Source organism: Micrococcus sp. MS-ASIII-49 (assembly GCF_000946635.1).
Classification (GTDB): Bacteria; Actinomycetota; Actinomycetes; order Actinomycetales; family Micrococcaceae; genus Micrococcus; species Micrococcus luteus.
Map to the genome: position 1 here is coordinate 23883 of NZ_JXSP01000114.1, position 24315 is coordinate 48197.

Annotated in this window: 20 protein-coding genes and 1 tRNA gene; 1 reads left to right on the forward strand and 20 read right to left on the reverse strand. The window is 72.9% G+C overall.

Features of this window, described 5'->3' with window-relative positions:
* Window positions 1–4 precede the first annotated feature (4 nt).
* Genes SJ20_RS08365 through SJ20_RS08400 form a run of 8 tightly spaced genes read right to left on the reverse strand, consistent with a single transcriptional unit; the run spans window position 5 to window position 9438 of the window.
* A complete protein-coding gene (locus SJ20_RS08365) occupies window positions 5–1042 on the reverse strand; it encodes a glycosyltransferase (protein ID WP_044659577.1) in 1038 nt (345 codons plus the stop codon).
* Window positions 1039–2184 (reverse strand): acyltransferase, encoded by a 1146-nt coding sequence (locus SJ20_RS08370; RefSeq protein ID WP_052833449.1) that lies wholly within the window; start codon window positions 2182–2184, stop codon window positions 1039–1041. The genes SJ20_RS08365 and SJ20_RS08370 overlap by 4 nt, the downstream gene beginning before the upstream one ends.
* Window positions 2181–3320 (reverse strand): glycosyltransferase, encoded by a 1140-nt coding sequence (locus SJ20_RS08375; RefSeq protein ID WP_235281281.1) that lies wholly within the window; start codon window positions 3318–3320, stop codon window positions 2181–2183. Before SJ20_RS08375 ends, SJ20_RS08370 begins: the two co-directional genes overlap by 4 nt.
* On the reverse strand, window positions 3311–5554 hold the full coding sequence (locus SJ20_RS08380) for an N-acetylneuraminate synthase family protein (RefSeq protein ID WP_044659579.1): 2244 nt from the start codon (window positions 5552–5554) through the stop codon (window positions 3311–3313). The genes SJ20_RS08375 and SJ20_RS08380 overlap by 10 nt, the downstream gene beginning before the upstream one ends.
* Window positions 5551–6342 (reverse strand): cytidylyltransferase domain-containing protein, encoded by a 792-nt coding sequence (locus SJ20_RS08385; RefSeq protein ID WP_044659580.1) that lies wholly within the window; start codon window positions 6340–6342, stop codon window positions 5551–5553. Before SJ20_RS08385 ends, SJ20_RS08380 begins: the two co-directional genes overlap by 4 nt.
* On the reverse strand, window positions 6339–7460 hold the full coding sequence (locus SJ20_RS08390) for a hypothetical protein (protein WP_052833450.1): 1122 nt from the start codon (window positions 7458–7460) through the stop codon (window positions 6339–6341). Before SJ20_RS08390 ends, SJ20_RS08385 begins: the two co-directional genes overlap by 4 nt.
* On the reverse strand, window positions 7457–8518 hold the full coding sequence (locus SJ20_RS08395) for a glycosyltransferase (protein ID WP_052833451.1): 1062 nt from the start codon (window positions 8516–8518) through the stop codon (window positions 7457–7459). The genes SJ20_RS08390 and SJ20_RS08395 overlap by 4 nt, the downstream gene beginning before the upstream one ends.
* Window positions 8515–9438 (reverse strand): glycosyltransferase family 2 protein, encoded by a 924-nt coding sequence (locus SJ20_RS08400; RefSeq protein ID WP_044659581.1) that lies wholly within the window; start codon window positions 9436–9438, stop codon window positions 8515–8517. Before SJ20_RS08400 ends, SJ20_RS08395 begins: the two co-directional genes overlap by 4 nt.
* Before the next feature lie 200 nt (window positions 9439–9638).
* Here SJ20_RS08400 and SJ20_RS08405 point away from each other — a divergent pair, with 200 nt between their 5' ends.
* Entirely contained in the window at window positions 9639–10733 is a 1095-nt protein-coding gene (locus tag SJ20_RS08405; protein ID WP_131661479.1) for a PqqD family protein, read from the forward strand.
* Between the two features lie 54 nt (window positions 10734–10787).
* On the opposite strand, the gene lepB is transcribed toward SJ20_RS08405, so the two are convergent.
* The 12 genes from lepB to SJ20_RS08465 form a co-directional block, all read right to left on the reverse strand.
* Complete coding sequence (gene lepB / locus SJ20_RS08410; protein ID WP_044659583.1) at window positions 10788–11534, reverse strand: signal peptidase I; 747 nt, start codon at window positions 11532–11534, stop codon at window positions 10788–10790.
* A 2-nt stretch (window positions 11535–11536) separates the two neighbouring features.
* Window positions 11537–12517 (reverse strand): ribose-phosphate diphosphokinase, encoded by a 981-nt coding sequence (locus SJ20_RS08415; RefSeq protein ID WP_020627447.1) that lies wholly within the window; start codon window positions 12515–12517, stop codon window positions 11537–11539.
* A gap of 111 nt (window positions 12518–12628) precedes the next feature.
* On the reverse strand, window positions 12629–13666 hold the full coding sequence (locus tag SJ20_RS08420) for a nucleotidyl transferase AbiEii/AbiGii toxin family protein (RefSeq protein ID WP_020627446.1): 1038 nt from the start codon (window positions 13664–13666) through the stop codon (window positions 12629–12631).
* Complete coding sequence (locus SJ20_RS08425) at window positions 13644–14213, reverse strand: type IV toxin-antitoxin system AbiEi family antitoxin domain-containing protein (RefSeq protein ID WP_020627445.1); 570 nt, start codon at window positions 14211–14213, stop codon at window positions 13644–13646. Before SJ20_RS08425 ends, SJ20_RS08420 begins: the two co-directional genes overlap by 23 nt.
* An 85-nt stretch (window positions 14214–14298) precedes the next feature.
* Window positions 14299–15792: a bifunctional UDP-N-acetylglucosamine diphosphorylase/glucosamine-1-phosphate N-acetyltransferase GlmU gene (gene glmU / locus SJ20_RS08430; protein WP_044659584.1), complete on the reverse strand. Its 1494-nt coding sequence runs from the start codon at window positions 15790–15792 to the stop codon at window positions 14299–14301.
* Between the two features lie 37 nt (window positions 15793–15829).
* Window positions 15830–15901 (reverse strand) — tRNA-Gln (locus SJ20_RS08435).
* Between the two features lie 64 nt (window positions 15902–15965).
* Complete coding sequence (locus tag SJ20_RS08440; RefSeq protein ID WP_044659585.1) at window positions 15966–17459, reverse strand: sugar transferase; 1494 nt, start codon at window positions 17457–17459, stop codon at window positions 15966–15968.
* 141 nt (window positions 17460–17600) lie between these two features.
* On the reverse strand, window positions 17601–19442 hold the full coding sequence (locus SJ20_RS08445) for an ABC-F family ATP-binding cassette domain-containing protein (RefSeq protein WP_044659586.1): 1842 nt from the start codon (window positions 19440–19442) through the stop codon (window positions 17601–17603).
* Window positions 19443–19507: 65 nt separating this feature from the next.
* Window positions 19508–20476, reverse strand: coding sequence for a 4-(cytidine 5'-diphospho)-2-C-methyl-D-erythritol kinase (locus SJ20_RS08450; protein WP_044659587.1), 969 nt, complete (start codon window positions 20474–20476; stop codon window positions 19508–19510).
* Window positions 20473–21393 (reverse strand): 16S rRNA (adenine(1518)-N(6)/adenine(1519)-N(6))-dimethyltransferase RsmA, encoded by a 921-nt coding sequence (gene rsmA / locus SJ20_RS08455; RefSeq protein ID WP_044659588.1) that lies wholly within the window; start codon window positions 21391–21393, stop codon window positions 20473–20475. Before rsmA ends, SJ20_RS08450 begins: the two co-directional genes overlap by 4 nt.
* A 60-nt stretch (window positions 21394–21453) precedes the next feature.
* Complete coding sequence (locus SJ20_RS08460; protein WP_044659589.1) at window positions 21454–23265, reverse strand: ABC transporter ATP-binding protein; 1812 nt, start codon at window positions 23263–23265, stop codon at window positions 21454–21456.
* 33 nt (window positions 23266–23298) lie between these two features.
* Complete coding sequence (locus tag SJ20_RS08465) at window positions 23299–24252, reverse strand: TatD family hydrolase (RefSeq protein WP_044659590.1); 954 nt, start codon at window positions 24250–24252, stop codon at window positions 23299–23301.
* Window positions 24253–24315 lie beyond the last annotated feature (63 nt).

A 24315-nucleotide genomic window follows, 5' to 3' on the forward strand; every position in this document is an offset into this window, starting at 1 on the left:
GGGTTCATAGGGACAGGTCATCCAGGAGCTCGGCGACGGCGGCGCGTCCGGCCTCGGGTGAGAACAGCGACGCCCAGCGGTGCCGCTGGGAGTGGGCCACCGTGCCCAGATCGACCGCGCGCACGGCCCGCAGGCAGTCCGCGAGCGCGGCCGCGTCTCGCTGCGGAAAAACGAAGGGGTGAGCGCTGCCGACCACCTCGGGAACGGCCCCGGCATCGGAGGCCACCACCGGAACGCCCGCGGCCATCGCCTCGGCCGTCACCAGGCCGAAGACCTCGGCCCACTGCGACGGCACGGCCAGCACGTCCACGGAGGCCAGGAACTTGCCCGTGTCCTGCCAGCCGAGCACCTGGACGTCCTCACCGGCTGCCTTCAGGGCGGTGGCGAGCCGCTCGGCCTCGTCCTCCGCCACGAATCGACTCTCCCCCGCGACCCGGAACACGAAGGCGCGCGGGTCGGTCCTCCGCAGCAGCGCGGCGGCCTCCAGCAGGGTGAGGATGCCCTTGTCCTCGGACAGGCGGCCAAGGAAGCCTACGGTCACCGGCTCATCGGCACCGCGGGCCCGCCGTGTCTGTGGCGCCGTCGGGGCCGGAACCCAGTTGTGGAGCACGCGGGCCCCGCGGATGCGGTCCGCCGCGAACCGGGAGGGCACGAGAACCGCGAGCGCACCGGGACGCGCCAGGGCGGAGAACACGCGCAGAACCGGCTTCTCGGGCACCTGGTGCAGGTGCACGATCCGGCGCGGCCGACCGGCCAGCGCCGCGGCCGGCAGCAGCCCGTTGCACCACGCGACGTCGTCCTTGCCTCGGCCACGGTCCCAGGCCCGGAGAGCGCGCAGGTACCCCAGGCGTCCGGGCCCGCCCACGCGGACCACGTCGAAACCGTCCGCGGCCAGACGATCGGCGGTCTCGGCCGGGTGGGCCGGGGCCACGACGCCCACGTCCCGCCCGAGCTCGCGCAGCGCCGTGGCGAGGTGGTGCAGCATCACCTCGCCGCCGCCCACCTCACCCTGGTTCGCCAGGATCCAGATACGTCCGGTCATCGGGCCGGCTCCAGGGAACGGGGATGACCGGTGCGCGCGTCCACGACGGTGCGGACGCGAGTCAGCCCCCGCTTGGCCGCACGGCCGAGGTGCTCCTCGCCGTACTTCTGCAGGGCCCAGGCGAGCACGGAGACCACGGCCAAGGCCACGAGCATGGCCATGTTCCGGCCTACGTACGGCCATAGAGCATGGATGACCAGATAACCGGGAATGACGTGGATGATGTACAGGGAGTAGCTGATCCGGCCGTAGAACTGGAAGGGCGGCGTTGTGAGGAGCCACGTCCTTCGTCGGAGGGCCACAGCAGTGAACAGGGTCGCTGCTGCCAGCACCCAGAGACCAAGGGTCATGTCGCGCAAGACGAAGGGGCTCACGACAGCCGATGCATAGGCTGCGGCCACCGCTCGTCGGTGGCGACCCGTCTCCCGTGCCAGGAACACCACCATGCCCAGGACGAACATGGGCGCATACTCGGCAACAGTGATGTTGTTGACGAGTTTGACCCACGTGGGGTCCCCCGCTGGGCGTGGCGCCGCGGCCTGTGACGTCACAGCCACCACCGTCCAGGACAACACAGACCAACCCAGGCATGCCCACAGGACGAGACGGTCCGACAGGCGACACCGGCTGAGGATGAGGAGGGTCAAGACAAGTGCGTAGAACTGCATCTCGACCGCCAGGGTCCAGTAGACGTCGACCACATCGTCGACCAGCAACCATCGTTGGACCATCGTGAGGTTGACGAGGATCTGCCCCGGACTCAGCGAGTACCCCGGCACCTGCACGAGGGCGAGGATCACCACGGCGAACGCAAGCGAGAGCCAGTACGGCGGGTACAGCCGCGCGGCTCGGGAGATGACGAAATCGCTGGGACGCGAGGCCCGGCGCGCGGTCATGAGGATCACGAAACCGCTGATCATGAAGAACAGCTGGACCCCCGTGCCACCCCAGACGAAGTCATGAAAAGCGGGGGGATCGTCGCGGTAGTGGAAATTGTGCGTACCGCCGAAGTGCGAGAACACCACGGCCAGCGCCGCGATCCCCCGAAGCCCGTCCAGCTCCCGGAACCTGGGCCCCGGCACTCGCTTCTCGGCCGGAACCACCGAGGCCGCCCCCGGCTCGTTCGGGCTCGCCGCGGTCATCGGGTACCCACCTTCCCCGCCCGGCGCCCGAGCACCTCGAGGGTCGCCTCGGCGGTGGCCCGAGCCATGGTCTCCACGTCGCCCACGCGCACCTCGCCCGGTCCCTCGGCGGCGGCGCGCACGACGGCGTCGGCGATGGCCGCCGGCGCGGTCTCGTGGACGAGGCGCTCGGGCGGCAGGATCTCCCCGTTGCCGCCCACGTCCGTGGCGACGGCGGGCAGGCCGGCGGCCGCGGCGTCGAGCAGGGTGTAGCTGAGGTTCTCCCACGCCGAGAGCTGCACCAGCACGTCGTGCTCGGCCATGGTGCCCCACGGCTCCACGAAGCCGGGCAGGTCGACCGCCTCCGCGACACCGAGTGCCTCGGCCTGGGCGCGCAGCTCCCCCTCCAGGGGGCCAGCGCCGGCCAGCGTCAACCGCGCCCCGGGGTCGCGCTCCAGCAGGGCGGGCAGTGCGGCGATCAGCCGGTCGAGGTTCTTCTCGGGGGCCAGCCGGGACAGGGAGAGGATCCGCAACCCCTCCCCCGGTGCGCGCCGCTGCCCCGCGGCCGCGGCGCGCACCGCGGGCCCGTCCACGCCGTTGCGCACCACGGTGAGGGGCGCCCCCGCGCCCCATTTGCGGCGGAGCACGTCCGCGGTGGACTGCGCCACGGCGATCACGAGGTCCGTGCCGCGCAGCCGGGCGCGGTGCGCGGCGTTCTTCACCCGGGCCGCGGCGGCGCGGTTGTACAGCTGGTCGTCCGGGGCGATCCCGTGCTCGGTGCTGAGCAGCGCCGGCGCACCGGCCCGCCGCAGGGCCCGCCCCGTGCCCAGCGCCGTGAAGGCCGCGAGGTCGGCGTAGGCCAGGTGCGTGTGGACCGCGGCCGGGCGCAGGGTGCGCACCGCCGTCCGGAGCGTCCGCACCGAGGCGGCCAGGCCGGCGTCGGGCCCGACGTCCCCGGTGAACACCGCCGCGCCCTGCTCGCGCAGGCGCTCGGCGAGCGGCCCCTCGGGGCAGAGCACCGCCAGACGCAGGCCGGGCAGGCCCACGCGCGCGACGTCGAGGACGTGCCGGGCCACGCCGCCGAGGTCGGCGACGGGCACCACCCAAAGCGTCAGCGGGGCCGGAGTGGTCCTCGCGGCCTCGGGGATCACAGCCACTGCTCCAGGCGGTCCAGGGCCGTCCAGAAGCCCTCGCCGTTGTTGATGTGGCCCTGCCAGATCTCCGGGATGAAGCTCACCCCGGGGGCCAGGCGGTCCAGCTGCTCGCACAGCACGGGCCAGTCGACGTCGCCCTCGCCGATCTGCGGCCCCTCCCCGTCCACACCGGTGGCGTCCACCAGGTGCAGGTGGATGGTGTGCGGGGCCAGCTTCTCCACCATCTCCGGGAAGGGGATCCCCAGGAACGTGGCCGAGAGCTTGGAGTGGGAGATGTCCAGGCACAGCGGCACCCCCGTGGCCTCCACGAACGCCACGGTGTCGTCCGGGTCCATGAAGAGGTTGTGGTACTGCTGACCGCCCATCAGCCACGGGAACGGCGGCAGCGTCTGCGCGGCGATCCGGATGCCGGAGGTGTCCAGGCGCTGCACGGCCTCGGCGATGCGCTCGTACTTCGGCAGCCGCTCCTCCGGGCGGATGTGCCGGTCCAGGGTGAACCCGCCCATGGTGATGACCATGATGGGCTCCTCCTCGTGCGGGAACCAGCGCTTCAGGTCCCGGGTGATGTCGATCGTGCGCTGCACCTCGGCGATCGAGCGCTCCCACACGGCGTCGTCGTCGCTGGCCAGATCCACGAGGAAGTCACCGGAGAAGATGTCCGGCAGGTGCGTGGTGAAGCCCATCGGCATGGGCTCGCGGAACACCGAGTCGATGTCGATCTCGAGGTCCTTGTAGGAGAAGTGGAACTCCAGGAAGTCCGGGGTGCAGTCCTTCGTCAGCGCCTCGACGTCGTGGTAGCGCACCGGCAGGCCCCAGGGGCGCCGGAACTGGAACTGGCGCCCGGTGGGCACCGTGTCCGTGAGGTCACCGGCGAAGAAGAAGTCGCCCTCGGCCATCTCGCGGTGCAGCGTGCGGCCGACCAGGCGCGGCAGCTCGTTGGGCTGCAGGCCGCGGCCCGGGGACTTCACGGTCACGTCGTCGGCGGTGATCGTGGCGCCGGCCCGCAGCGGACGGGCCGCCACCAGGGACTTGGCCAGGTTGATGCGGTTCATCGCCTCACCGGTGGAGACCACGCGCTCGGTCCCGACGCCGATCGACTCCTCGATGTCCCGGGTCTGCCGCACCATCTGCGCGAACTCCTCCGGCAGGAGGGAGACCTTGTGGTCGTTGCCCTCGAGCCCCCGGTCCACGGTGAAGTGCTTCTCGATGATCGCGGCGCCCCGGGCCACCGCGGCCAGGGCCACGTGGAAGCCGCGCTCGTGGCCCGAGTAGCCCACCGGCGTCTGGGCGATCTCCGCGAGCCGGTCCAGGTAGGCCAGGTTCACGTCCTTGTAGGGGGCGGGGTACGTGGACTGGGCGTGCAGCATCGCGAAGGGGACGCCGGAGGAGCGCACGAGGTCCACCGACTCGCGGATCTCCTCCTCCCGGGACATGCCGGTGGAGAGCACCATCGGCAGGCCGGAGGCGGCCGCGTCCCGCAGCAGACCGTGGTTCGTCAGGTCCGCCGAGGCGATCTTCACGCCGTCCACCGGGTACTCCCGCAGCACCCGCATGGACGGGGCGTCCCACGGGGTGCACATCAGGGCGACGCCGGCGTCCCGGACGTGGTCGAACACCCGCACCATGTCCTCGGCGGAGAGCGAGAACTTGGCCAGCTCGTCCAGGGTGCGCTGGGCCCCCAGGTCCTCGCCGGCGGTGGCCGCACCGGACTGCCGGTACAGGGCGTCCATGTCCCGCAGCTGGAACTTCACGGCGTCCGCGCCCGCCTCGACGGCCAGGTCCACGAGACGGCGGGCCAGGTCCACGTCGCCCTGGTGGTTGTTGCCGATCTCCGCGATCAGGAACGCCGGGTGGCCCTCCCCGATCCGGTGCCCGCCGATCCGCAGCTCCGCTTCCCGGTTGATCGCCAGGGCCGTCAGGCGGCCGCGCTCGTCCAGCAGCGGCAGGTGCAGCGCCCCGGCGGGCAGGGCCTCGCGCATCTCGGCCGGGGAGGCGCCCAGGGACGCCGTCGCCGGGTCGCGATGGGCGACGTCGGCCGCGGCCACGTCCAGCGACGCCTCCGGATGCGCCACGAGCCAGCGGCGCACGTCCCCGTCCGTCAGGGAGCCGACGAGGAAGCCGTGGGAGTCCACCACGAACACGGTGCGCTCGCGGTTGTCGGTCATCTTCTGCAGGGCGGCCAGGAGCGAGTCCTCGGGGAAGACGAGATAGGGGGTGAGCCTGCGTTCGATGATCACTGCGTGCCTCCGGGGGTGCGGTTCGGGCCGGTGGTGGGGGTCTCGGCGGTGTACGGGGCACCGAGGTCGGGGCGGTGCTGGAGCACCTTCTGGACCGCCAGGTACTGGTCCATCTGCTGCTCGGCCAGGGCGAAGTCCAGCTCGGTGTCGATGTCCACGCCCTCGAGGTCGTCGAGCTCCAGCATGCCGATCCGGCCGCCGAGCCGGTTGTGCAGCCGGTCATAGACCCAGGGGCGCGTCACGTAGAGGGACCCGTTCTCGCGGAACCGCAGGTCGGCGCGCGTCATGTCCTGCCGGCGCTTGCGCGCCGTGACGTCGAAGTCCGGGATCGGGTCCCCGTCGGGATCCTCGGGATGGCGCCACAGGAACGGGGACACCGGGACGACGCCGACCAGCGAGTCCACCCCCGTCTGTCGGAACTGCCGCACGGCGCGGTCCAGGGTGCCGGGCAGGCGCAGCGGGCTGGTGGCCTGGAGCAGCATCACGCCCTCGGGTTCGACGCCGGCCGCGCGCTCGGCCGCGAGCACGTGCTCGATCACGGGCTCGGTGGGGGTCGAGTCCTGGGCCAGGTGGGCCGGACGCAGGCCCGGCACGTCCGCGCCGTAGCGGAGGGCGACCTCGGCGATCTCGGCCGAGTCCGTGGAGACCACCACGTGCAGGTCCTCCTCCGCCTCGAGGGCGGCCTGGATGGTCCAGGCGACGAGCGGGTGGCCGCCCAGGAGGCGGATGTTCTTGCCGGGCAGCCCCCGGGACCCGCCGCGCACGGGGATGACGCACAGGATGCTCACGCGGACTCCTTCCAGACGTGCTCGGCGATCGCGGCCGCGGGGTCCGCGGTCGGCGAGGCCAGGGGCGGGGTGGGCTCCGGGGTGCGGCCGGGCCGCCACCGGGTCATGCCGTAGCGCCGCCAGAACCCCTCGAGCCAGGCGGGCGGGTCCGGGTGGACGGCCCACGCGGGTCTGCCGGCCTGCGCGGCCTCGAGGATCCCGGTGGAGAAGACGGCGGCCACGGGCCCGCGCGTGGCGACGAGGGGCGCCCCGGCGTCGTCGATCCGCACACCGGACCTGCGCCAGGCCGCGTGCTGGCCGCGGGAGAGGCGGTCCCGCTCGGCCGGGTGGGGGCGGTAGGCGGCGCCGGTGGCCCGCACGTACTGTTCGGCGGCCGCGGCGAAGTCCCGGCGGGGCAGCTCGGCGCCGTGCAGCTGACCGAGGAACACCCCGGGGCCGTCGTCCCCGGCACCCGAGAGCGCGGGCGCGGTCCGGCGGGCCTGCTCCAGCAGCGCCGAGCCCACCGGGACGGCCTCCACATCGGCGCGGCCCTGGGTCCACCAGTCCGCGTCCGTGCTCGTGAAGGCGTACAGGGTGGCGTCCTGCGGGACGGGCGGCGTGGACACGGCCAGCAGCCCGTGCTGGACGACGCCGATCCGCGCCCCCCGCTGCCGGGCCCAGCGCACGGCGGCGCGGCCCGAGGGCAGGTACTCCCCCGCCACCAGGACGCGGCGGAGCCCGGACAGGCGATCCGTCACGACGTCGGCGGTGGCGGCGTGCTCCCGGTGGCCCGCGGCCCCGGGCAGGGCGGGTGCGTCACCGGGGGGCAGCACCCAGCCGACCCCGGCGGCGGCCTCCGGCCGTGCTGTGGCCAGGGCGGCCACGGGCGAGGCCAGCGCGGCCAGCTGTGTGGGGCCGAAGGACTCGAGGGCGACGAGCGTATGCACGTCCCCCGCCGGCAGGAGCAGGCGCGGGACGCCGTCGCCGGCGGACCGGCGGCGCGTCACGGCGCCGGCCACGCCGCGCACAGCCGAGCGCGCGGTGTCCGCGACCCGCCGGGTCAGCGGCCACTGGGCGCGCTGCCAGGCGTGCCAGCGCGGCAGGTCCTCGGAGCGCCAGAAGAGGGGCGCGTCGGTCATGCCCACCACCCCTGGGCCATGGCCGCCCGGTGCGCGAACGTGTGCTCCGCGTGCGACCGGCGGCGGCCGGCCTCGCGGATGAGCGCCCCCCAGGCGGGGTCCGCGACGATCCGGCGGCCCAGCTCGATGAGGTGGTCCGCGTCCTCGAAGACGAGCACCTCCTCGTCCGGGACGTAGAACTCGGCCACGTCGGCCCGATCGACCAGCTGGAGACCGCCCATGCCGGGCACCTCGAAGGTCCGCATCGCGTGGCCGGCCTGCAGGCCGTGGATGTTGATGGCGCCCGCGGCGGCCGCCTGCACGGCGTACGCCTCCTCGAGGGGGATGTCCCGTTCGGCCGGCAGGTCCGGCCGGGTCAGCTCCCACGTGCGCAGGCGGTCCACCGGGTGGTGGCTCCACTGACGCCCGTAGGCGCGCACCGGCACCCCGGCCGCGGCCAGGCGCGAGAGCAGTTCCACGCGATTCGGGTAGCGCGAGCCCACGAAGACCAGTTCGTCGCGCCGCGGCACCTGGGGCAGCGCCATCGCCGGGTCGAAGCCGTTGGGCATGTAATGGGCGTCCACGCCCTCGCCGGCCAGCAGCTCGGCCTCGGTACGGGCGTAGCTGAGCACCGGCCCGACGGAGCGCAGGAACTCCATCGAGTAGTCGTGCCGCGCGAGGTCGTCGTACAGCCAGAGCATGCGGGGCAGGCCCGCATCGAGGATCTCGGACCAGAAGTCCTCACCCAGCGAGTCGCCCTTGATGACGAGCACACGGTCCGGCCGGGCCTCGCGCAGCGCGGCCACGGCACGCCCCGTGTCCCAGGCGACCCGCGCGGCCGTGCGGTCCACGCCCGCCTTCTGCGGCAGCTCGAGCAGCCCCTTGTTCCGCAGCTTCATCCCGAGCGTGGCGTAGGCGTCGTAGCAGTGCACCGTGACGTCGAAACCCTGGGCCGCCCACGCCGCTGCGATGGAGCGGTGATAGCCGTGGAACGCCGGCGAGACGAGGAACAGCCGTTCCGGTGAGCGGCCGCCCCGCGCGTCGGGCGGGGCCGGCACGGTGTAGCCGGTGGCGCTCATCGGCGCTGCCCCTTCCAGACCAGCGCGTGCTCGTCCCGGAGCACGGCGCGGGCGTCCACGTCCACACCCCGGGCCTGCCGGAGCGCGTTCACGGCGAAGTTCGCCCCCGTCGCCGCGGTGAGCGCGGCCTTGAGGACCCGGGGGTGACCGAACTTCCGGGCGTAGCGGTACCGGGAGTCCACCAGCCAGCCGCGTCGGCGCAGCGGATCCGAGGAGCCGTGCAGCCCGTGCGGCACACGGACGGCCGGGACCACGATCGACGGGACGCCGCGCTCGCGCAGGCGGCGCTGCAGGTCGACCTCCTCGGAATTCATGAAGTACTCCTCGTCGAACCCGCCGACGGCGCGGACCTGCGCCATCGGCAGGAGCAGCACGGCGCCCATCACCCAGTCGACCGCCACGGGCGAGGCGGACCGGGCCGCCGCGACGTCGTGCCCCACGGCCTCGTGAAGCACGTCCAGGTGACGGAAGCGGGCCAGCGGAGTCAGCCACTCGACGGTCTGGTGCAGGACCGTCGGGAAGTGCCGCCCGGACCACTGCGGCGTGCCGTCCTCGTTGACGACCTGCGGGCTGACCACGGCCGGCTGATACGGAGCGGCAGCGGCCACCAGCGCGTCGATCTGCGCCCCCGTGATCTCGGCGTCCGAGTTGAGGACCAGGGCCAGCTCGGTGGTGACCGCGGCCAGGCCGGTGTTCACATTCGCCCCGAAGCCGCCGTTGCGCTCGCGGCGCACCACGGTCAGACGCGGATCGTGCGCCTCGGGGTACGGGGTGGGCGAGGCGTCGTCCGAGACCACGACGGCGGCCAGCGCGTCTCCGGGATCGGTCAGCAGGCGGTCGACGAGGGCGAGGGTGGGGGCCGGATCGCCGTAGTGCGGGATCACCACGGTCACCGCCGCCGTGGGCGACTGGGCTGCCACGCGGGCTCCTCCCTCAGCTCGGATGGACGGCGCACTCAGCGCCCGAGAACCTGTGTCGAGTATAGGGAGGCTCTGGCGAAGACCCGTGCCAGCCGGTGGGGCGACGCCATGGCCGCCCGCACGGCGCTCAGTACACTGACCGGACAGCCACGGGATGGAAAGGGTGAGCCATGCCCGGCGCCCAGGGGGAGGACGAAGCCATGAGCGAGACCACCGCGTTGCGCATCGGCACCGGTCTCGATGCCGTGACGGTGAGCGGCCTCACAGGAGACGAGCGCGCGGAGGTCATCGCGTCCTGGGACCGGTGCGGTGTGGAGGTCGTGCAGCCGCCCACCCACACCGATGCGCACCGCGGCGCCCACACCGCGTCTCCGTGGCTCCAGTGGCACGAGGACCTGGTGTTCCTGGCGACCTCACGGGCGATCGAGTCCGCCCGCGGCACCCACCTGCTGTTCCATGCCGCGTGCCTCGCCGCACCGGACACCGGGGCGGCGATGGTCCTGGTGGCGGCGTCCGGGACGGGCAAGACGACGGCCACGCGCCGGCTGGGACCCCATTTCGCCTACCTCACCGACGAGACGGCGATCATCGCACCGGACGGCCTGACCGTCACGCCCTACCCCAAGCCGCTGTCCCTGCTGGGGTCACGGGGGGTGCGCCCGAAGACCCAGCGGGGCCCGGACGACCTGGGTCTAGGTCCGACCCTCCCCGACGCCCGGCTGGCCCGGATCGCCGTGCTGGACCGCGTGCGGGATCCGGCAGGCCCGGTGACGCCGCGGGCGGAGGCCATAGAACTCGTGGCCGCGCTCGAGGCGCTCGTCCCCCAGACCTCCTCCCTCTCCCTGCTCCCCCGCGGTCTCGTGACGCTCTGCCGCGTCCTCGACACGGTCGGCGGCGCCCAACGCCTGGTCTACGCCGAAGCGGAGGACCTGCGGGATGTCGTCGACGGCCTCCTGGCGGCCCCGCCCACGCCCGTCACCCCCGCCTGGGAGGCGCTCACCGAGGAAGAGCTGCGGGCCTCGGTCGGTGCGGCGGCCCCGGGCGCGGTGTCCCGCTGCACCGTCGACGACGGCATCCTGACCGACAGCGGCCGCCTGGTCCTGCTCGCCTCGGACCGCCTGGTCGTGCTCGAAGGTCTGGGCCCGTCCGTCTGGCTCCTGCTGGACGAGCCGCGGACGGCCGCCGACGTGGTGGCCCGCCTCCGCGCCGAAGGGCCCGTGCCCGAGGACGCCGAGGCCCGGGTGCGGGAGGCGATGGACGCCCTGGTCACCGCGCAGCTGGCCACGACCGGCTGAGCCGGCACGGCCCGGAGGCGGCCGGCGCCCAGGACGCCCCGCCCCCTCAGGAGATCAGTGCCCGCCCCAGTGCGTGGGCGGCCAGACGGTCACGAAGACCTCGCCCACGATGTCCTCGCGGGTGACGAAGCGCGCGCAGTCCCCGGCCTGGTCGGCGGGGATGCCGCGGCACGCGATCACGGAGTCGGCCGAGTTCGAGCGGTGGTCGCCGAGCACGAGCATCGAGTCCTCCGGCACGGTGACCGGGCCGAAGCAGCGCGCGGAGATCACCTCGGACTCGCAGTCCAGCTCGTCCCGGATGAACGGCAGGTCGTTGTGGATGTACGGCTCATCCAGGGGCTCCCCGTCCACGGTCACGGCGCCCTCGGCGGTGCAGCACTCCACGGTCTGCCCCGCGGTGCCGACCACGCGCTTGACCAGCGCCTGCTCGTGCGAGCGGCCGATGCCGGTGAGGTCGCCGAACGTGCGGACGGCGTTCTCCACGGCCCCCTCCGGCGGCATGGGATGAGCCCAGTCCTCGTTCGCCGTGAAGACCACCACGTCCTGGGCGTCGGCCGCCCCGTCCGGATAGGCGGTGCGGTTGACCAGCATGCGATCCCCCACCTCGAGGGTGTTCTCCATCGAGCCGGACGGCACCGAGTACACCTTCACCCACAGGGCCTGCACCACGGCGACGACCGCGAGGGCCACCACCACGTTCAGCAGCAGGGAGGCCCAGAACGGCAGGCGCGGACGATGAGGCTGCGGCGCGGCCACCGCGCCGCCGTCTTCCCCGTGGGCCGGCTCGACGCGCTCGGCCATGGTCAGGCGACGCCGTCGAAGAGGCTGGTGACCGAGCCGTCCTCGAAGACCTCGCGGATCGCGCGGGCGATCAGCGGGGCGATCGAGAGCACGGTGAGGGTCTCGAAGCGCTTCTCCTCCGGGATGGGCAGGGTGTTGGTCACCACGACCTCACGGGCGCCGCACTCGCCGAGACGCTGGGCGGCCGGGTCCGAGAACACCGCGTGCGTGGCGGCGATGATGACGTCCTTGGCGCCGGCGTCCTTGAGGATCTGCACGGCGCCGGCGATGGTGCCGCCGGTGTCGATCATGTCGTCGATCAGCACGCAGACGCGGCCCTCGACGTCCCCGACCACGGTCTTGGACTCGGCCTTGTTCGGAACGGTGAGGTCCCGGCTCTTGTGCACGAAGCCCAGCGGCACGCCGCCCAGGCGGTCCGCCCACTGCTCCGCCACGCGCACGCGACCGGTGTCCGGGGAGACCACCGTGACCTCCTCGCCCTCCACGCTGGAGCGGATGTGGTCCGCCAGCAGCGGGATGGCGAACAGGTGGTCCACCGGGCCGTCGAAGAAGCCCTGGATCTGGGCGGTGTGCAGGTCCACGCTCATCACGCGGGAGGCGCCGGCGGTCTTGTACAGGTCCGCCACGAGGCGGGCCGAGATCGGCTCGCGGCCGCGGCCCTTCTTGTCCTGGCGGGCGTACGGGTAGAACGGCGAGACCACCGTGATGCGGCGGGCGGAGGCGCGCTTCATGGAGTCCACCATGATCAGCTGCTCCATGAGGTGGTTGTTCAGCGGCGCCGGGTGCGACTGGATGATGAACACGTCCTTGCCGCGCACCGACTCGCCCGAGCGCACGTAGATCTCGCCGTTGGCGAAGTCGTAGGCGCTCATGGGGAGCAGCTCGGTGCCCAGCTCCTCGGCGATCTCCTGCGCGAGCTCGGGGTGGGCACGGCCCGTGGCCAGCACCAGTCGCTTGTCCTCGCTGCGGCTCAGCTCCGTCATGACGTCCTCAACATCCTTCGTGGTCTCGCGTTTCAGGACCGACGGCGTCCGGCGTCGGTGTCGGCCGCCCGGGGCGGCCCGGTCCTCGCACCCATCCTAGGGCGCGCGGGGTCAGCCCTGAGCGCCGGAGCCCTCGGCGCCGGCGGCCCGCGCGATCCTTGTGATCAACGACTCCAGCCAATCCGCCGCGTCGGACACGCGCGGCTGCAGGAGCCTGGCCTGTCCCTCCGCACCCACTCGTGTCTCCTCCAGCGCATCCAGGTACCCCTGCTCGAGAGTCCGGACGTGAGCGACCGGAGGCGGCCACTCATGCGGTGTGTGTCCTGCCGCAGTCCGGCCGGGTGACCGAAACATGAAAGTACGGCTGACGAGATCTGCGAGCAACGGGATGTCGACACCACCCTCGGCCTCCGCCCCATGCCAGAGCAACTGGATGTCCACGAGATCGTGGCCTCGCGTCTGATGTGGATCCGTGACGGCATGGATCTTCTGTGCGAGCTGCTGCTCGACAGCCATCACGGCCACAGACCGCGGTGTTCCACATCCCAACGCGGTGACCGCCTCCGCGACCTGGGGTGCCACGACCTCGACTGGCTGCGCCAGCGTGCTGCCCTCGAATTCGTCGCGCCCGATCTCGATCGGGACCGACACCCAACTTGTCCTCGCGGAGAGAAAATGCAGGGTCACCTTCGCTCGTGACAGGACGTAGGGATCGGGCACTCCGAGAGGCTCCGCAGGATCGTCCTCATGCACCGTGCCGAAGAAGGCCACCCGGGTCGCAGCCGGGTCGGCCTTGAGTTCCCTCTTGCTCCCGGGCGCGGCCCCCCATCCCCGGTCGACGAACCCGGTCAAGTCCTTCAGCGCCTGCTGGGGATCGCGAGCCAGTAGATCGAGATCCCGGGTCGCCCGCGTCCCGGTGGCTCCATGTCGGAGTCGAACGCCATTTCCACCCTTGACTACGACGCCTTCCGGCAACATCTGCGCCACGATCACTGCTCCCAGCAACCGGCGCGCCCGGTCCACCGGAACGCCCATCGCGTCAGCGATCGCCTCCAGTCGACGGTTGAGTTGGCCTTCGCTCCTGGGCGCACCTCGAGCTCCCAGATCGCCCAGGCCCACGACCACGTCATCGACCGCCACGATGTCCACCGTTCTGCCGCGCCTCCAGGTCCTTCTTCAAGCTCCTCGCCTCGCCCACCGTGAGCAGCCCGCGCGCGCGGGCCTCCTCGATCGCAGCGGCGACGCGCTCGAGAGGGATGCGGTCGAGTGCCTCACGAAGGGCTTGGTTGATCGTGAGGCCTCGCACGCCGCCGTGAAAGGTGAGGTCCTCGTCGCCCGGCGGGGGACGGCGTCGTGTCACTCGTACATGCGCGCGCGGCGAGCCGCGGTACCGCCTCGTCACGCCCACCCGTACGACGGAGGGATCGACCAGGGCGAGGTCGTACAGTGACAGCACTGCGTCCCAGTCCAGGAATGCATCTTCACCGCCCGTGGCCACGGCCTCCGCCGCGTCCGTGAACCGGTCGCGGGGAACCTGGCGATGGAGGTACACCCCGTGGGCCAGCCTCCGCAGAACGCCGCGCTGGGCGAGCTTGCGGACCTCGACGGCGGGCACGCCCGCCTCCTCCGCTTCCGTAGTGGTGATGACCCCGTGGTTCCCCGCAGCCACGTCCCACAGATCGTCACGATACGTCACGGGATCACCACCTCATCTCTGGTGTCACAACCGTACCGGAATCGGTACGGTTGTGACACGCCGACCTCTTGTCGGGCGCGCGGGGTCAGCCCTGAGCGCCGGAGCCCTCCGCGCCGGCGGCCCGCGCGGCCTCGGCCGAGGAGGTGCCCGGGCGCTTGGCCGGCACCCAGCCCTCGAGGGTGCGCTGGCTCACGGCGTTCAGCGCCAGGGCCCCGGCGGGCACGTCCTCGCGGACCACGGCGCCCGCGCCGGTGTAGGCGCCGTCGCCCACGGTCACCGGGGCCGTGAACACCGTGTTCGAGCCGGTGCGCACGTGGGCCCCGATCACGGTGCGGTGCTTGGCGACGCCGTCGTAGTTGGCGGTGATGTTGCCGCAGCCGATGTTGGTGTACTCGCCGATCTCGGCGTCCCCGGCGTAGCCCAGGTGGGAGAGCTTGGCGCCGCGGCCCACGGTCACGTTCTTGGTCTCGTAGAACGCGCCGATCTTGCCGTCCTCCCCCAGCACCGTGCCCGGGCGCAGGTAGGTGAACGGGCCGACGGTCGCGCCCGCGCCGATCACGGCCTCCGTGGCGTCGGTGCGCTTCACCACGGCGCCCTCCCCCACCTGCGTGTCCGTGAGGGTGGAGTCCGGGCCGACGACGGCGCCCGTGGCCACCGACGTCGCCCCATGCAGCTGGGTGCCGGGCTTGAGCGTGACGTCCGAGGCGAGGGAGACGGTGACGTCCACCCACGTGGAGGACGGGTCGACGACCGTGACACCCTCCTTCATCCAGCCGCGCAGCACGCGGTCGTTGAGCTGGCGGCCCAGGTCGGAGAGCTGAAGGCGGTCATTGGCGCCCTCGACCTCCCACACGTCGTCCGTGCCCACCGAGGCGACGCGGCCGCCCTCGGCGCGGGCCATGCCGAGCACGTCCGTGAGGTACTTCTCGCCCTGCACGTTGTCCGTGGAGATCTCCGGCAGGGTGCGGCGCAGCAGGGCAGCGTCGAAGGCGTAGATGCCGGAGTTGACCTCGCGGATCGCCACGAAGGAGTCGTCCCCCGTGGACTCGGCGTGGGCGAGGGCGTCCTTGTGCTCCATGATCCGCTCCACGAGGCCCTCGGCGTCGCGGACGATGCGGCCGTAGCCCGTGGCGTCCTCGAGGGTGGCGGTGAGCACGGTGACGGCGTTGCCGTCCGCCTCGTGGTCCGCGACGAGGCGGGCGAGGGTCTCCGGGGTCAGCAGGGGGACGTCGCCGTAGGTCACCACGACGGTGCCCTCGAGGTCCGCGGGCAGGGCGGCCAGGCCCAGCTCGACGGCGCGGCCGGTGCCCGGCACGTCGTCCTGGTCGGCGATCGCCAGCGCGTCGATGCCCAGCTGGGCCGCCACCGTCTCGATGTGCTCGGCCACGCGGGCCCGCTCGTGCCGGACCACGGCCACGAGGTGCTCCGGCGCGAGCGACCAGGCCGCCGCGAGCGCGTGGCCCACGAGGGAGCGCCCCCCGATCGCATGCATGATCTTCGGCGTCGTCGACTTCATGCGGGTGCCCTGACCCGCGGCCAGAACGATCACGGCGGAGGGACGGGCGGACGGCTGGGACATGGGGGCTCCTGCACCGGTGGGGGTCAGAGGACGGGGGTTCCGCCCCTAGGATTCGAACCTAGACCGCACGGCTCCAAAGGCCGGCGTGCTGCCATTACACCAGGGCGGAGCGCCGGACCCCAGGGGGCGGCGACGACGGCCCATTCTTCCACACAGGTCGCGCGGATCCGGGGTCAATAGGCGCCGTCGGCGGCGATCACGGCCTTGACGGTCCGCCCCAGGATCACAAGGTCGCCCAGGATGGACCAGTTCTCCACGTAGTAGAGGTCCAGGCGGACCGCCTCCTCCCACGGGAGGTCGGACCGGCCGGAGACCTGCCACAGGCCCGTGATGCCGGGCTGCACCAGGAAGCGGCGGTGCACGTACTGCTCGTAGGCCTCGACCTCGTGCGGCAGGTGGGGTCGCGGGCCCACGAGGGACATGTCTCCCCGCAGCACGTTCACGAGCTGGGGCAGCTCGTCGATGCTGGTGCGGCGGATGAGCTTGCCGACCCGGGTGATGCGCGGGTCGTCCTTCATCTTGAACAGGACGTCCGCATCCCCGCCGTCCGAGACGAGCCGCTGCCGGATCTCCTCGGCGTCCACCACCATGGAACGGAACTTGAGCATGGTGAACGGCCTGCCGCCGAGACCGATGCGCTCCTGCCGGAACAGCACCGGCCCGCCGTCCGTGGCCTTGACCGCGATCGCGACGGCGATCAGCAGCGGCGAGATGGCGATCAGGCCCAGACCCGACGCGACGACGTCGAACGTCCGCTTGACGAACGCCTTGCCCTCGGAGAGGCGCGGGGTGGAGAGGTGGATGAGCGGCAGACCCGCGAGGGGCTGCGTGTGGAGACGGGGTCCGGCGACGTCCACGAGGGCGGGCGCCATGATCAGGGAGACGCCTCGCTCCTGCAGCTCCCAGCCCAGTCGGCGGACGTCCCCGGGGACGAACGAGTGGCCCGAGGTGATCACCACGGCGTCGACGTCGCGGACCTCCACGAGGGCGACCACGTCCTCCACGGTGTCCAGGTCCGTGGAGACCGGTATCGGGAGGTAGTCCTCCTGCCGGGTCTTGTATCCGGGGAGGGCCGCCGCCACGGGGGCGTATCCGGCGCCGGCCTCGGAGTCGAGGGTCTGGAAGATGTGCCGGACCGCCTTCGGGCCGCCGACGAGCAGGAGCCGCCGCCGGAACCTGCCGCGGTGTCGCTGCCGCGCCACCCACCCGCGCACGAGGAACCGGCCCAGCAGGAGCAGGAGCACGCCCAGCGGCAGGGCCAGGCCCACGTAGCCGCGCGCCACTTCGAGACCTGCCGCATAGGCGAGGATCGCGACGGTGCCGAAGAGGTAGAGGGTGCCCTGCAGGACCCGCTTGTACTCCTCGCTGCCCACCCCCAGGATCCGGATGTCCCGGGAGCCTTGGATGGTCAGCGCGAGCACCCAGGCCGCGCTCAGCGCGAGGCTGATGACGCTGTAGTCGATGGCTTCGGTGCCGGGGAGGGTGATGCGCCGCGATCCGCCGAAGCGGAGCTGGGCCGACACGAAGGTGGCGAGCAGGACCGCGACCACGTCCACGACCAGGACGAGCAGCGGAAGTCCCTGCTCCCAGGGCCGACCCAGGACACGACCGTGGGCGGTCGAGCCCATGCGGTGCGTGGTCGACTCATCACCGGGACTCGCGATCACGCTCTGCTCCTCCGTCCTGACGCAGGGGATGGTCCACGTCATGTGGGGTCGGGCATGGTGCTGTGCCCCGGCCCCCGATTATAGGGCGGAAATTGTGAATGGCTGTGATGGCCGCCGCACCCTCCTGTGCGCGCCCGCCGGTCAGTCTCCTTCGGCGAGTTCAGCGGCCTGCAGCCACTCCTCCTCCAGGACGTCCAGCTGCGCGTCGAGCTCCTTCAGGTCGGCGGAGGCCGCGGTGAGGGCGTCGAAGTCCTGCGCCTGCCCCAGCTCGGCCATCCGCGCCTCGAGGCCGGACCTGCGGTCCCGGAGCCGGGTCATCTGCTTCTCGAGCCGGGCCATCTCCTTGCGGGCCAGCCGTCGCTCCGCCTCGGTGGGCCCGGTGTCCTCCTCCGGCCCTCCCATGCCCGCGCACGTCCCGACGACGTCGTTGCGGCCTCGGGCCGCGCCGGCTCCGCGGGCCGGGCCGCCGGCGTCGTCCATCGCGGCGCGCAGCTCGAGGTACTGGTCCACCCCGCCGGGCAGGCCGCGGACCTTGCCGTCCCCGAGCAGGGCGACCTGGTGGTCGGTGACGCGCTCGAGCAGGTAACGGTCGTGGGAGACCACCACCAGGGTCCCCGGCCACCCGTCGAGCACGTCCTCGACGGCGGCCAGGGTGTCCGTGTCCAGGTCGTTGGTCGGCTCGTCGAGCATGAGGACGTTGGGCTCGCCCACGAGCAGGCGCAGCAGCTGCAGGCGCCGGCGCTCGCCGCCCGAGAGCTCGGAGACCTGAGTCCACTGCCGGGAGGTGCCGAAGCCGAGCATCTCGAGCAGCTGGCCGGAGGACATCTCGCGGTCACCGACCTGGAAGGACGAGCCCTCGCGGGCCATGACTTCGGCGACGCGCAGGTGGGCGACGTCGTCGAGCTCCTTCACGTCCTGGGTGAGGGTGGCCGAGACCACCGTCTTGCCGCGCTTCACCCGCCCCGAGTCCGGGGCGATGCGGCCGTCGAGCAGGCGCAGCAGGGTCGACTTGCCCGCACCGTTGACGCCGACCACGCCGAGCCGCTCGCCGGGCGCCAGGCGCAGGGTGACGTCGTCGAGGATCGGCTTCTCCCCCAGCGTCAGGCTCACGTGCTCGAGGTCGAGGACGTCCTTGCCGAGCCGGGCCGTGGCCATCTTCGCCAGGGACACCGAGTCGCGCGGGGCGGGGACGTCCTCGATGATGGCGTTGGCCGCCTCGATGCGGAACTTCGGCTTGGACGTGCGCGCCGGGGCGCCACGGCGCAGCCAGGCGAGCTCCTTCTTCACGAGCTGCTGACGCTTCTGCTCCGTCACCGCCGCCTGCCGCGAGCGCTCCGCACGCGCGAGCATCCACGCGGCGTAGCCGCCGTCGAACGGGTCCACCGTGGCGTCGTGCACCTCCCACGTGCGCGTGCAGACCTCGTCGAGGAACCACCGGTCGTGGGTGACCACCACGAGGCCGCCGTCGGTGGGGCGCCAGCGCTGCTTCAGGTGGCGGGCGAGCCACGCGACGCCCTCCACGTCCAGGTGGTTGGTGGGCTCGTCGAGGAAGAGGACGTCGTCGTCCCCGGCGAGCAGACGGGCCAGGGCCACGCGACGGCGCTGGCCGCCGGAGAGGCCCCGCACGGACTGCTCGAGGTCGAAGCCGTCGAGGAGACCGCCCAGGACGTCCCGGACCTTGGGGTCCGAGGCCCACACGTGGTCCTCCACGTCCCCGACCACGGCCTGACGCACGGTGTGCTCCGGGTCGAGCCGGTCCTGCTGGTCCAGCACGCCCACGCGGACGCCGCCGCGGCGGGTGACGCGGCCCGTGTCGGGTTCCTGGAGGCCAGCGAGGATGCGCATGAGCGTGGACTTGCCGTCGCCGTTGCGGCCCACGAGTCCGATCCGGTCCCCCTCATCCACGCCGAGGGAGAGGCCCTCGAGGACGGTGCGAGTGCCGAAGGCGATGCCGATGTTCTCGGCGCCGAGCAGGTGGGCCATGGAGGAGGGGGTCCTTTCCGGACGGAGGAGGGGTGGTCGGGTGCGGCGGGGTGCGCCGCCGGGTGTCAGAGCACGTGGGCGCCGGGCACGGGGCCGTGGACGGGGAGGGCGCGCACGCCCGTGCGCTCCTCGATGGCCGAGGCCAGCCGCAGCGCGGAGTCTTCGTCCTGCGCCACGAAGAGCAGGGTGGGGCCGGAGCCGGAGACCATGCCGCGCAGCGCGCCTTCGTCCATACCGAGGTCGAGGACGTCCGAGAGCTCGGGGAACAGGACGACGGCCGGGGTCTGCAGGTCGTTGTCCATGGCGGTGGCGAGTTCGAGCGGATCGGCCGCGGTGAGGGCCCGCAGGACGGCCTCGTTCACCTCCGGGCGCGTCGGCCCGTCGGACAGGTGGCCCTCCCGGCGCAGCTCGTCCAGGGTCTGGAACACCACGGGGGTGGACAGCCCGGCGTCCGCCGGGACGAGGACGAGGTGCACCGGGGTGCGGGCCGCGACGGGGGTCAGCTCCGCCCCCGTTCCGAGCCCGACGGCGGCGCCGCCCAGCACGCTGAAGGGCACGTCCGCGCCCAGCGGGGCGGCCAGCTCGGCGAGCTCGGCGCGGGTGTGCCCGGTCTCCCACAGGGCGCTGCACGCGAGCAGCGCGGCGGCCGCGTCGGCGGAGCCGCCGCCCATGCCGCCCGCGACCGGGACCTGCTTGGCGACCTCGAGGTGGACGCCGTGGGTGTCAGGATCGAGCCCGAGGGTGCGCCGCAGGTGCGCGGCGGCGCGGTGCGCGAGGTTGCGCTCGTCCCAGGGCACGTCCTGGGTGTCCACCAGACTGATGTGGCGGGCCGACGGGCCGACGGTGATCCTCCCGTCCGTGCGCGCGATCGCCGTGACGGTCTCCCGCAGGCTGACGGCCAGGTACACGGTGGCCACGGGGTGGTAGCCGTCCGCGCCGGGGGGTCCCACCCGCAGGGACAGGTTCACCTTGCCGGGGGCGCTGACCGTGACGTGCCGGGCCGTGGGGTCGAGGCCGAGGTCCTCCGTCGTCATGCGCTCACCTCCTCCGCCGCACGCCGCGGGCCGTGCTCGGCGATCCGCGCGAAGGCCGCGATGTCCAGGGCCTCGCCGCGGGCGCGCGGGTCCACGCCGGCGGCCACCAGGGCATCCTCCGCCGCCTGCGGCGACCCCGCCCAGGAGGCGAGCGCGGCGCGCAGGGTCTTGCGGCGCTGGGCGAAGGCGGCGTCCACCACGGCGAAGACCTCCCGGCGGGAAGCGCCGCCCGCCGGCGGCTCGCGCCGGGTGAAGGCGACCAGCCCGGAGTGGATGCGCGGAGCCGGCCAGAACACCTGGGTGCCGATGGTGCCCGCCTTGCGCACGTCCGCGTACCACGCCGCCTTGGCGGACGGCACGCCGTAGACCTTGGAGCCGGGCCCGGCCGCGAGACGGTCCGCGACCTCCTCCTGCACCATGACCAGGCCGTGCCGCAGCCCCGGCAGGACCGCGAGCGCGTGCAGCAGCACGGGCACGGCCACGTTGTAGGGCAGGTTCGCCACGAGCGCGGTGGGGCCGCCGGCGGCGGCGGGCCGGACCTCAGCCAGGGCCTGCTCGCTCAGCGTCATGGCGTCCGCGTGCAGCACGGCGAGGGCGTCCTCGGCCCCGGGGCGGAACTCGGCGGCGGTGCGCGGCAGGCGGGCGGCGGTGACCGGGTCGATCTCGACGGCGGTGACGGCGGCGGCCGCGTCCAGCAGGCCGAGGGTGAGCGAGCCCAGACCGGGGCCGATCTCGAGCACGTGCTCGTCCGCGGTCACGTCCGCGGCCTGCACGATGCGCCGGATCGTGTTCGGGTCGATCACGAAGTTCTGGCCCCACTGCTTGGTGGGACGCAGGTCCAGCTCGGCGGCGATGCGCCGCACGTCCGCGGCGCTCAGCAGCGGGGCGGGGGCGGGGTGCGGGGAGGGCTGGACCATGCCCGCGAGTCTATCGGGGCGCCGGACGGGGTAGCCGGGACGCAGCGGCGCGGGGTCCGCTCAGGTGGAGAGGTCACCGAGCCGGACGAGCTCGCGGAACTCGGGGCTCGTCTCCTGCAGCCCGGCGAACGTGCCCTGGCCGATGATCCGCCCCTGGTCCATCAGCACGATCTGATCGCAGCGCTTGACCGTGGAGAGACGGTGGGCGACCACGATGACCGTGATCCGGCCGCGCAGCGACTCGATCACCTCGGTGACCCGGCGTTCCGTGAGGTTGTCGAGGGCCGACGTCGCCTCGTCGAGCACGAGGAGGCGGGGGCGCCGGAAGAGCGCGCGCGCGATGCCCAGGCGCTGGCGCTGGCCGCCGGAGACGCCCACGGCCCCTTCGCCGATCACGGTGTCCAGGCCGTCGGGGAGCTCGTCCAGCCACTGGCCCAGCTGGGCTTCGCGCAGCACGCGCTCCACCTCGGCCCGGTCCGCCGTCTGGGCGGCCTCGACGTCCAGGAGCACGTTGTGCAGCACCGTCCCGTTGACCACGGTGACGGACTGCGGGACGAACGCCACGTTGTCCCACCACCCCCGCGGGTTGGCCTCGAGCTCCACCCCGTCCACGTGGACCCCACCGCGCTGGGCGTGGTGGAAGCCGATGACCAGGTCCACCAGGGTGGTCTTGCCGGCACCGCTGCCGCCCACGAAGGCGTACGAGGACCCGAAGGGGATGCGCAGGTCGATGTCGCGCAGGACCGGCTCGGTCTTGCCGGGGTAGGTGAAGGACGCGTCCCGCACCTCGATGGACTCCTCGAACGTGACGCGCTCGTAGGGCCGGTCCGCCGCGTGCAGGACCGGCTGCGCGGCGGCGAGCTCCGCCGTCGTGCGCTCGAAGGCCGGCCAGGACGTGCGGATCTCGTTGGTGGTGGCCATGAGCGCGGCCATGGACGGCAGCACGCGGAAGCCGGCCATCGCGAGCAGGGCGAGCGAGCCGAACGCCTCCCCGCCGCGGCCCTGGATGAAGGCCACGGCCACGAGCGCCGCGATGGCGGCCACGAAGGCGACCTCGAGCACGTAGCGCGGCATCATCGTGAGGATCATCTTGAGCCGCGTGGCTTCGGCGCTCTCCATGCGGGCAGCGCGGTACTCCTCCATGAAGGCCGAGTCGTTGCCGCGGATCTTCACGTCCTTGTAGTTCTCCAGGCCCTGCAGCGCCGCCGTGTTGGCCCGCTCCCCCGCGGTCACCAGGGTCCAGCCCAGGCGGGAGGCCGGGCGGCGGATCACGGTCTTGATCACCCAGGCGACGGCGAGGAAGTACAGGGCCATCCCGAGCCCCGTCAGCGGCATGGAGACGCCCACCACGACCGCCACCGCGACGAGCGTCACGGCCTCCGTGAGGAACGTGACAGACGCGTTCACCACGCCCGTGTACGCCATGCTGGAGGTGCCGGTGACGTTGTTGACCAGGGTGCCCACCGTGCGCGTCAGGTGCAGGCCGTAGTCGGCCCGCAGGTAGTAGCGCAGCAGCGTGGCGGACGTGCGGATCAGGTTCTGGTTGGTGAACCCCATGGTCCACCAGCGGAACGCGAGCACCAGGATCGCCTTGAGCAGGAAGGCCAGCACGATCACGACGGCGAAGGCCACCGTCTGCTCCGGCACCGTCACGGCCCCGAACCGGGCCAGCAGCCCTTCGAGCGCCGGGGAGCCCAGCTCCCCCGAGGTCAGCAGGCTGACCAGCGGGAGGATCGAGGCGAGCGCCACCATCTCGAGGCCGGCCACGAGGACGGACCCGAGGACCACGAACACGAGGCGGATCCGCATGGGGCGGTCCACCAGGTACTGCGTTCCCTCGGGCAGCCGGGCTTTGAGGAGTCGGGTCAGCACGTCGTCCATCCTAGGGGCCGGGTCTGGATCGGCTCAGAACGAGCCGTACACCCGGGCGGTGTTCTCGCTCACCGCGCGGGCGAGGGCGTCCACGTCGTCGCCGCGCGTCGCCGCCATGCCCCGCAGCGTCAGCGGGACCAGGTAGGGCGCGTTGGGGCGGCCCCGGTGCGGATGCGGCGTGAGGAAGGGCGCGTCCGTCTCCACGAGCAGCAGCTCGGCCGGGGCGGTCCGCAGCGCCTCGCGCAGCTCGTCGTTGGCCTTGAAGGTGACAGGGCCGGCGAAGGACATGTGCCAGCCGTGCTCGGTGCACGTGCGGGCCAGATCGGGGCCGCCCGAGAAGCAGTGGAACACCACGTGCGGGGGCAGCCCGCCGTCGGCCGCCTCCTCGAGCAGGATTCGGACGACGTCGTCGTGGGCGTCCCGGTCGTGGATCTGCAGGGCCGTGCCGAGTTCGCGGGCGAGTCGGATGTGCCGGCGGAAGGACTCCTGCTGCGCCGCGTGGCCGGCCTCGTCCTGCGTCCGGAAGTAGTCGAGGCCCGTCTCGCCGACGGCGCGCACGCGGGGGTGGCGGGCGAGCTCCGCGATCTGCGCGAACGCCTCCTCGAACTCGCCGCGCTCGGCCAGGCGGGCCGCGTCGTTGGGGTGCAGCGCCACGGCGCCGAGCAGGCGGGGCTCGGCCTCGATCGCCATGATCGTGAACCGGGCCGAGGTGACGTCGCAGCCCACCTGGACCGCGCCGACCACGCCCACGGCCTCCGCCGCGTCCATCGCCTGGTGGACGTCCACGCGGACCAGGCCGTCGCGGAAGTCGAGGTGCGTGTGGTTGTCCACGACGGGCACCGGCAGCGGCTCCGGCGCGGGCGGGTACTCGAGGCGCCGCCGACGTCCCGACTTCTCCTCGCGGGCGTCCCGGCGCGGGCCGCCGTCGTCGTCCGGCTGCGGGGCGGGGGCGCGGTAGGCGAGCGGGGTCTCGGATGCGTGGGCCATGCACCCCACTCTAGGGAGCCGAGCCCGGGGCCCCCGACACGCCTCGGGGGCGGTATCGGGTGG

What these genes read in the sequence shown, in the direction of transcription:
- SJ20_RS08365 (WP_044659577.1), bottom strand. Translation starts at nt 1,042, where the DNA reads ATGACCGGACGTATCTGGATCCTGGCGAACCAGGGTGAGGTGGGCGGC.
- SJ20_RS08370 (WP_052833449.1), bottom strand. Translation starts at nt 2,184, where the DNA reads ATGACCGCGGCGAGCCCGAACGAGCCGGGGGCGGCCTCGGTGGTTCCG.
- SJ20_RS08390 (WP_052833450.1), bottom strand. Translation starts at nt 7,460, where the DNA reads ATGACCGACGCGCCCCTCTTCTGGCGCTCCGAGGACCTGCCGCGCTGG.
- SJ20_RS08395 (WP_052833451.1), bottom strand. Translation starts at nt 8,518, where the DNA reads ATGAGCGCCACCGGCTACACCGTGCCGGCCCCGCCCGACGCGCGGGGC.
- SJ20_RS08405 (WP_131661479.1), top strand. Translation starts at nt 9,639, where the DNA reads ATGAGCGAGACCACCGCGTTGCGCATCGGCACCGGTCTCGATGCCGTG.
- lepB (WP_044659583.1), bottom strand. Translation starts at nt 11,534, where the DNA reads ATGGCCGAGCGCGTCGAGCCGGCCCACGGGGAAGACGGCGGCGCGGTG.
- SJ20_RS08415 (WP_020627447.1), bottom strand. Translation starts at nt 12,517, where the DNA reads ATGACGGAGCTGAGCCGCAGCGAGGACAAGCGACTGGTGCTGGCCACG.
- glmU (WP_044659584.1), bottom strand. Translation starts at nt 15,792, where the DNA reads ATGTCCCAGCCGTCCGCCCGTCCCTCCGCCGTGATCGTTCTGGCCGCG.
- SJ20_RS08445 (WP_044659586.1), bottom strand. Translation starts at nt 19,442, where the DNA reads ATGGCCCACCTGCTCGGCGCCGAGAACATCGGCATCGCCTTCGGCACT.
- SJ20_RS08450 (WP_044659587.1), bottom strand. Translation starts at nt 20,476, where the DNA reads ATGACGACGGAGGACCTCGGCCTCGACCCCACGGCCCGGCACGTCACG.
- rsmA (WP_044659588.1), bottom strand. Translation starts at nt 21,393, where the DNA reads ATGGTCCAGCCCTCCCCGCACCCCGCCCCCGCCCCGCTGCTGAGCGCC.
- SJ20_RS08465 (WP_044659590.1), bottom strand. Translation starts at nt 24,252, where the DNA reads ATGGCCCACGCATCCGAGACCCCGCTCGCCTACCGCGCCCCCGCCCCG.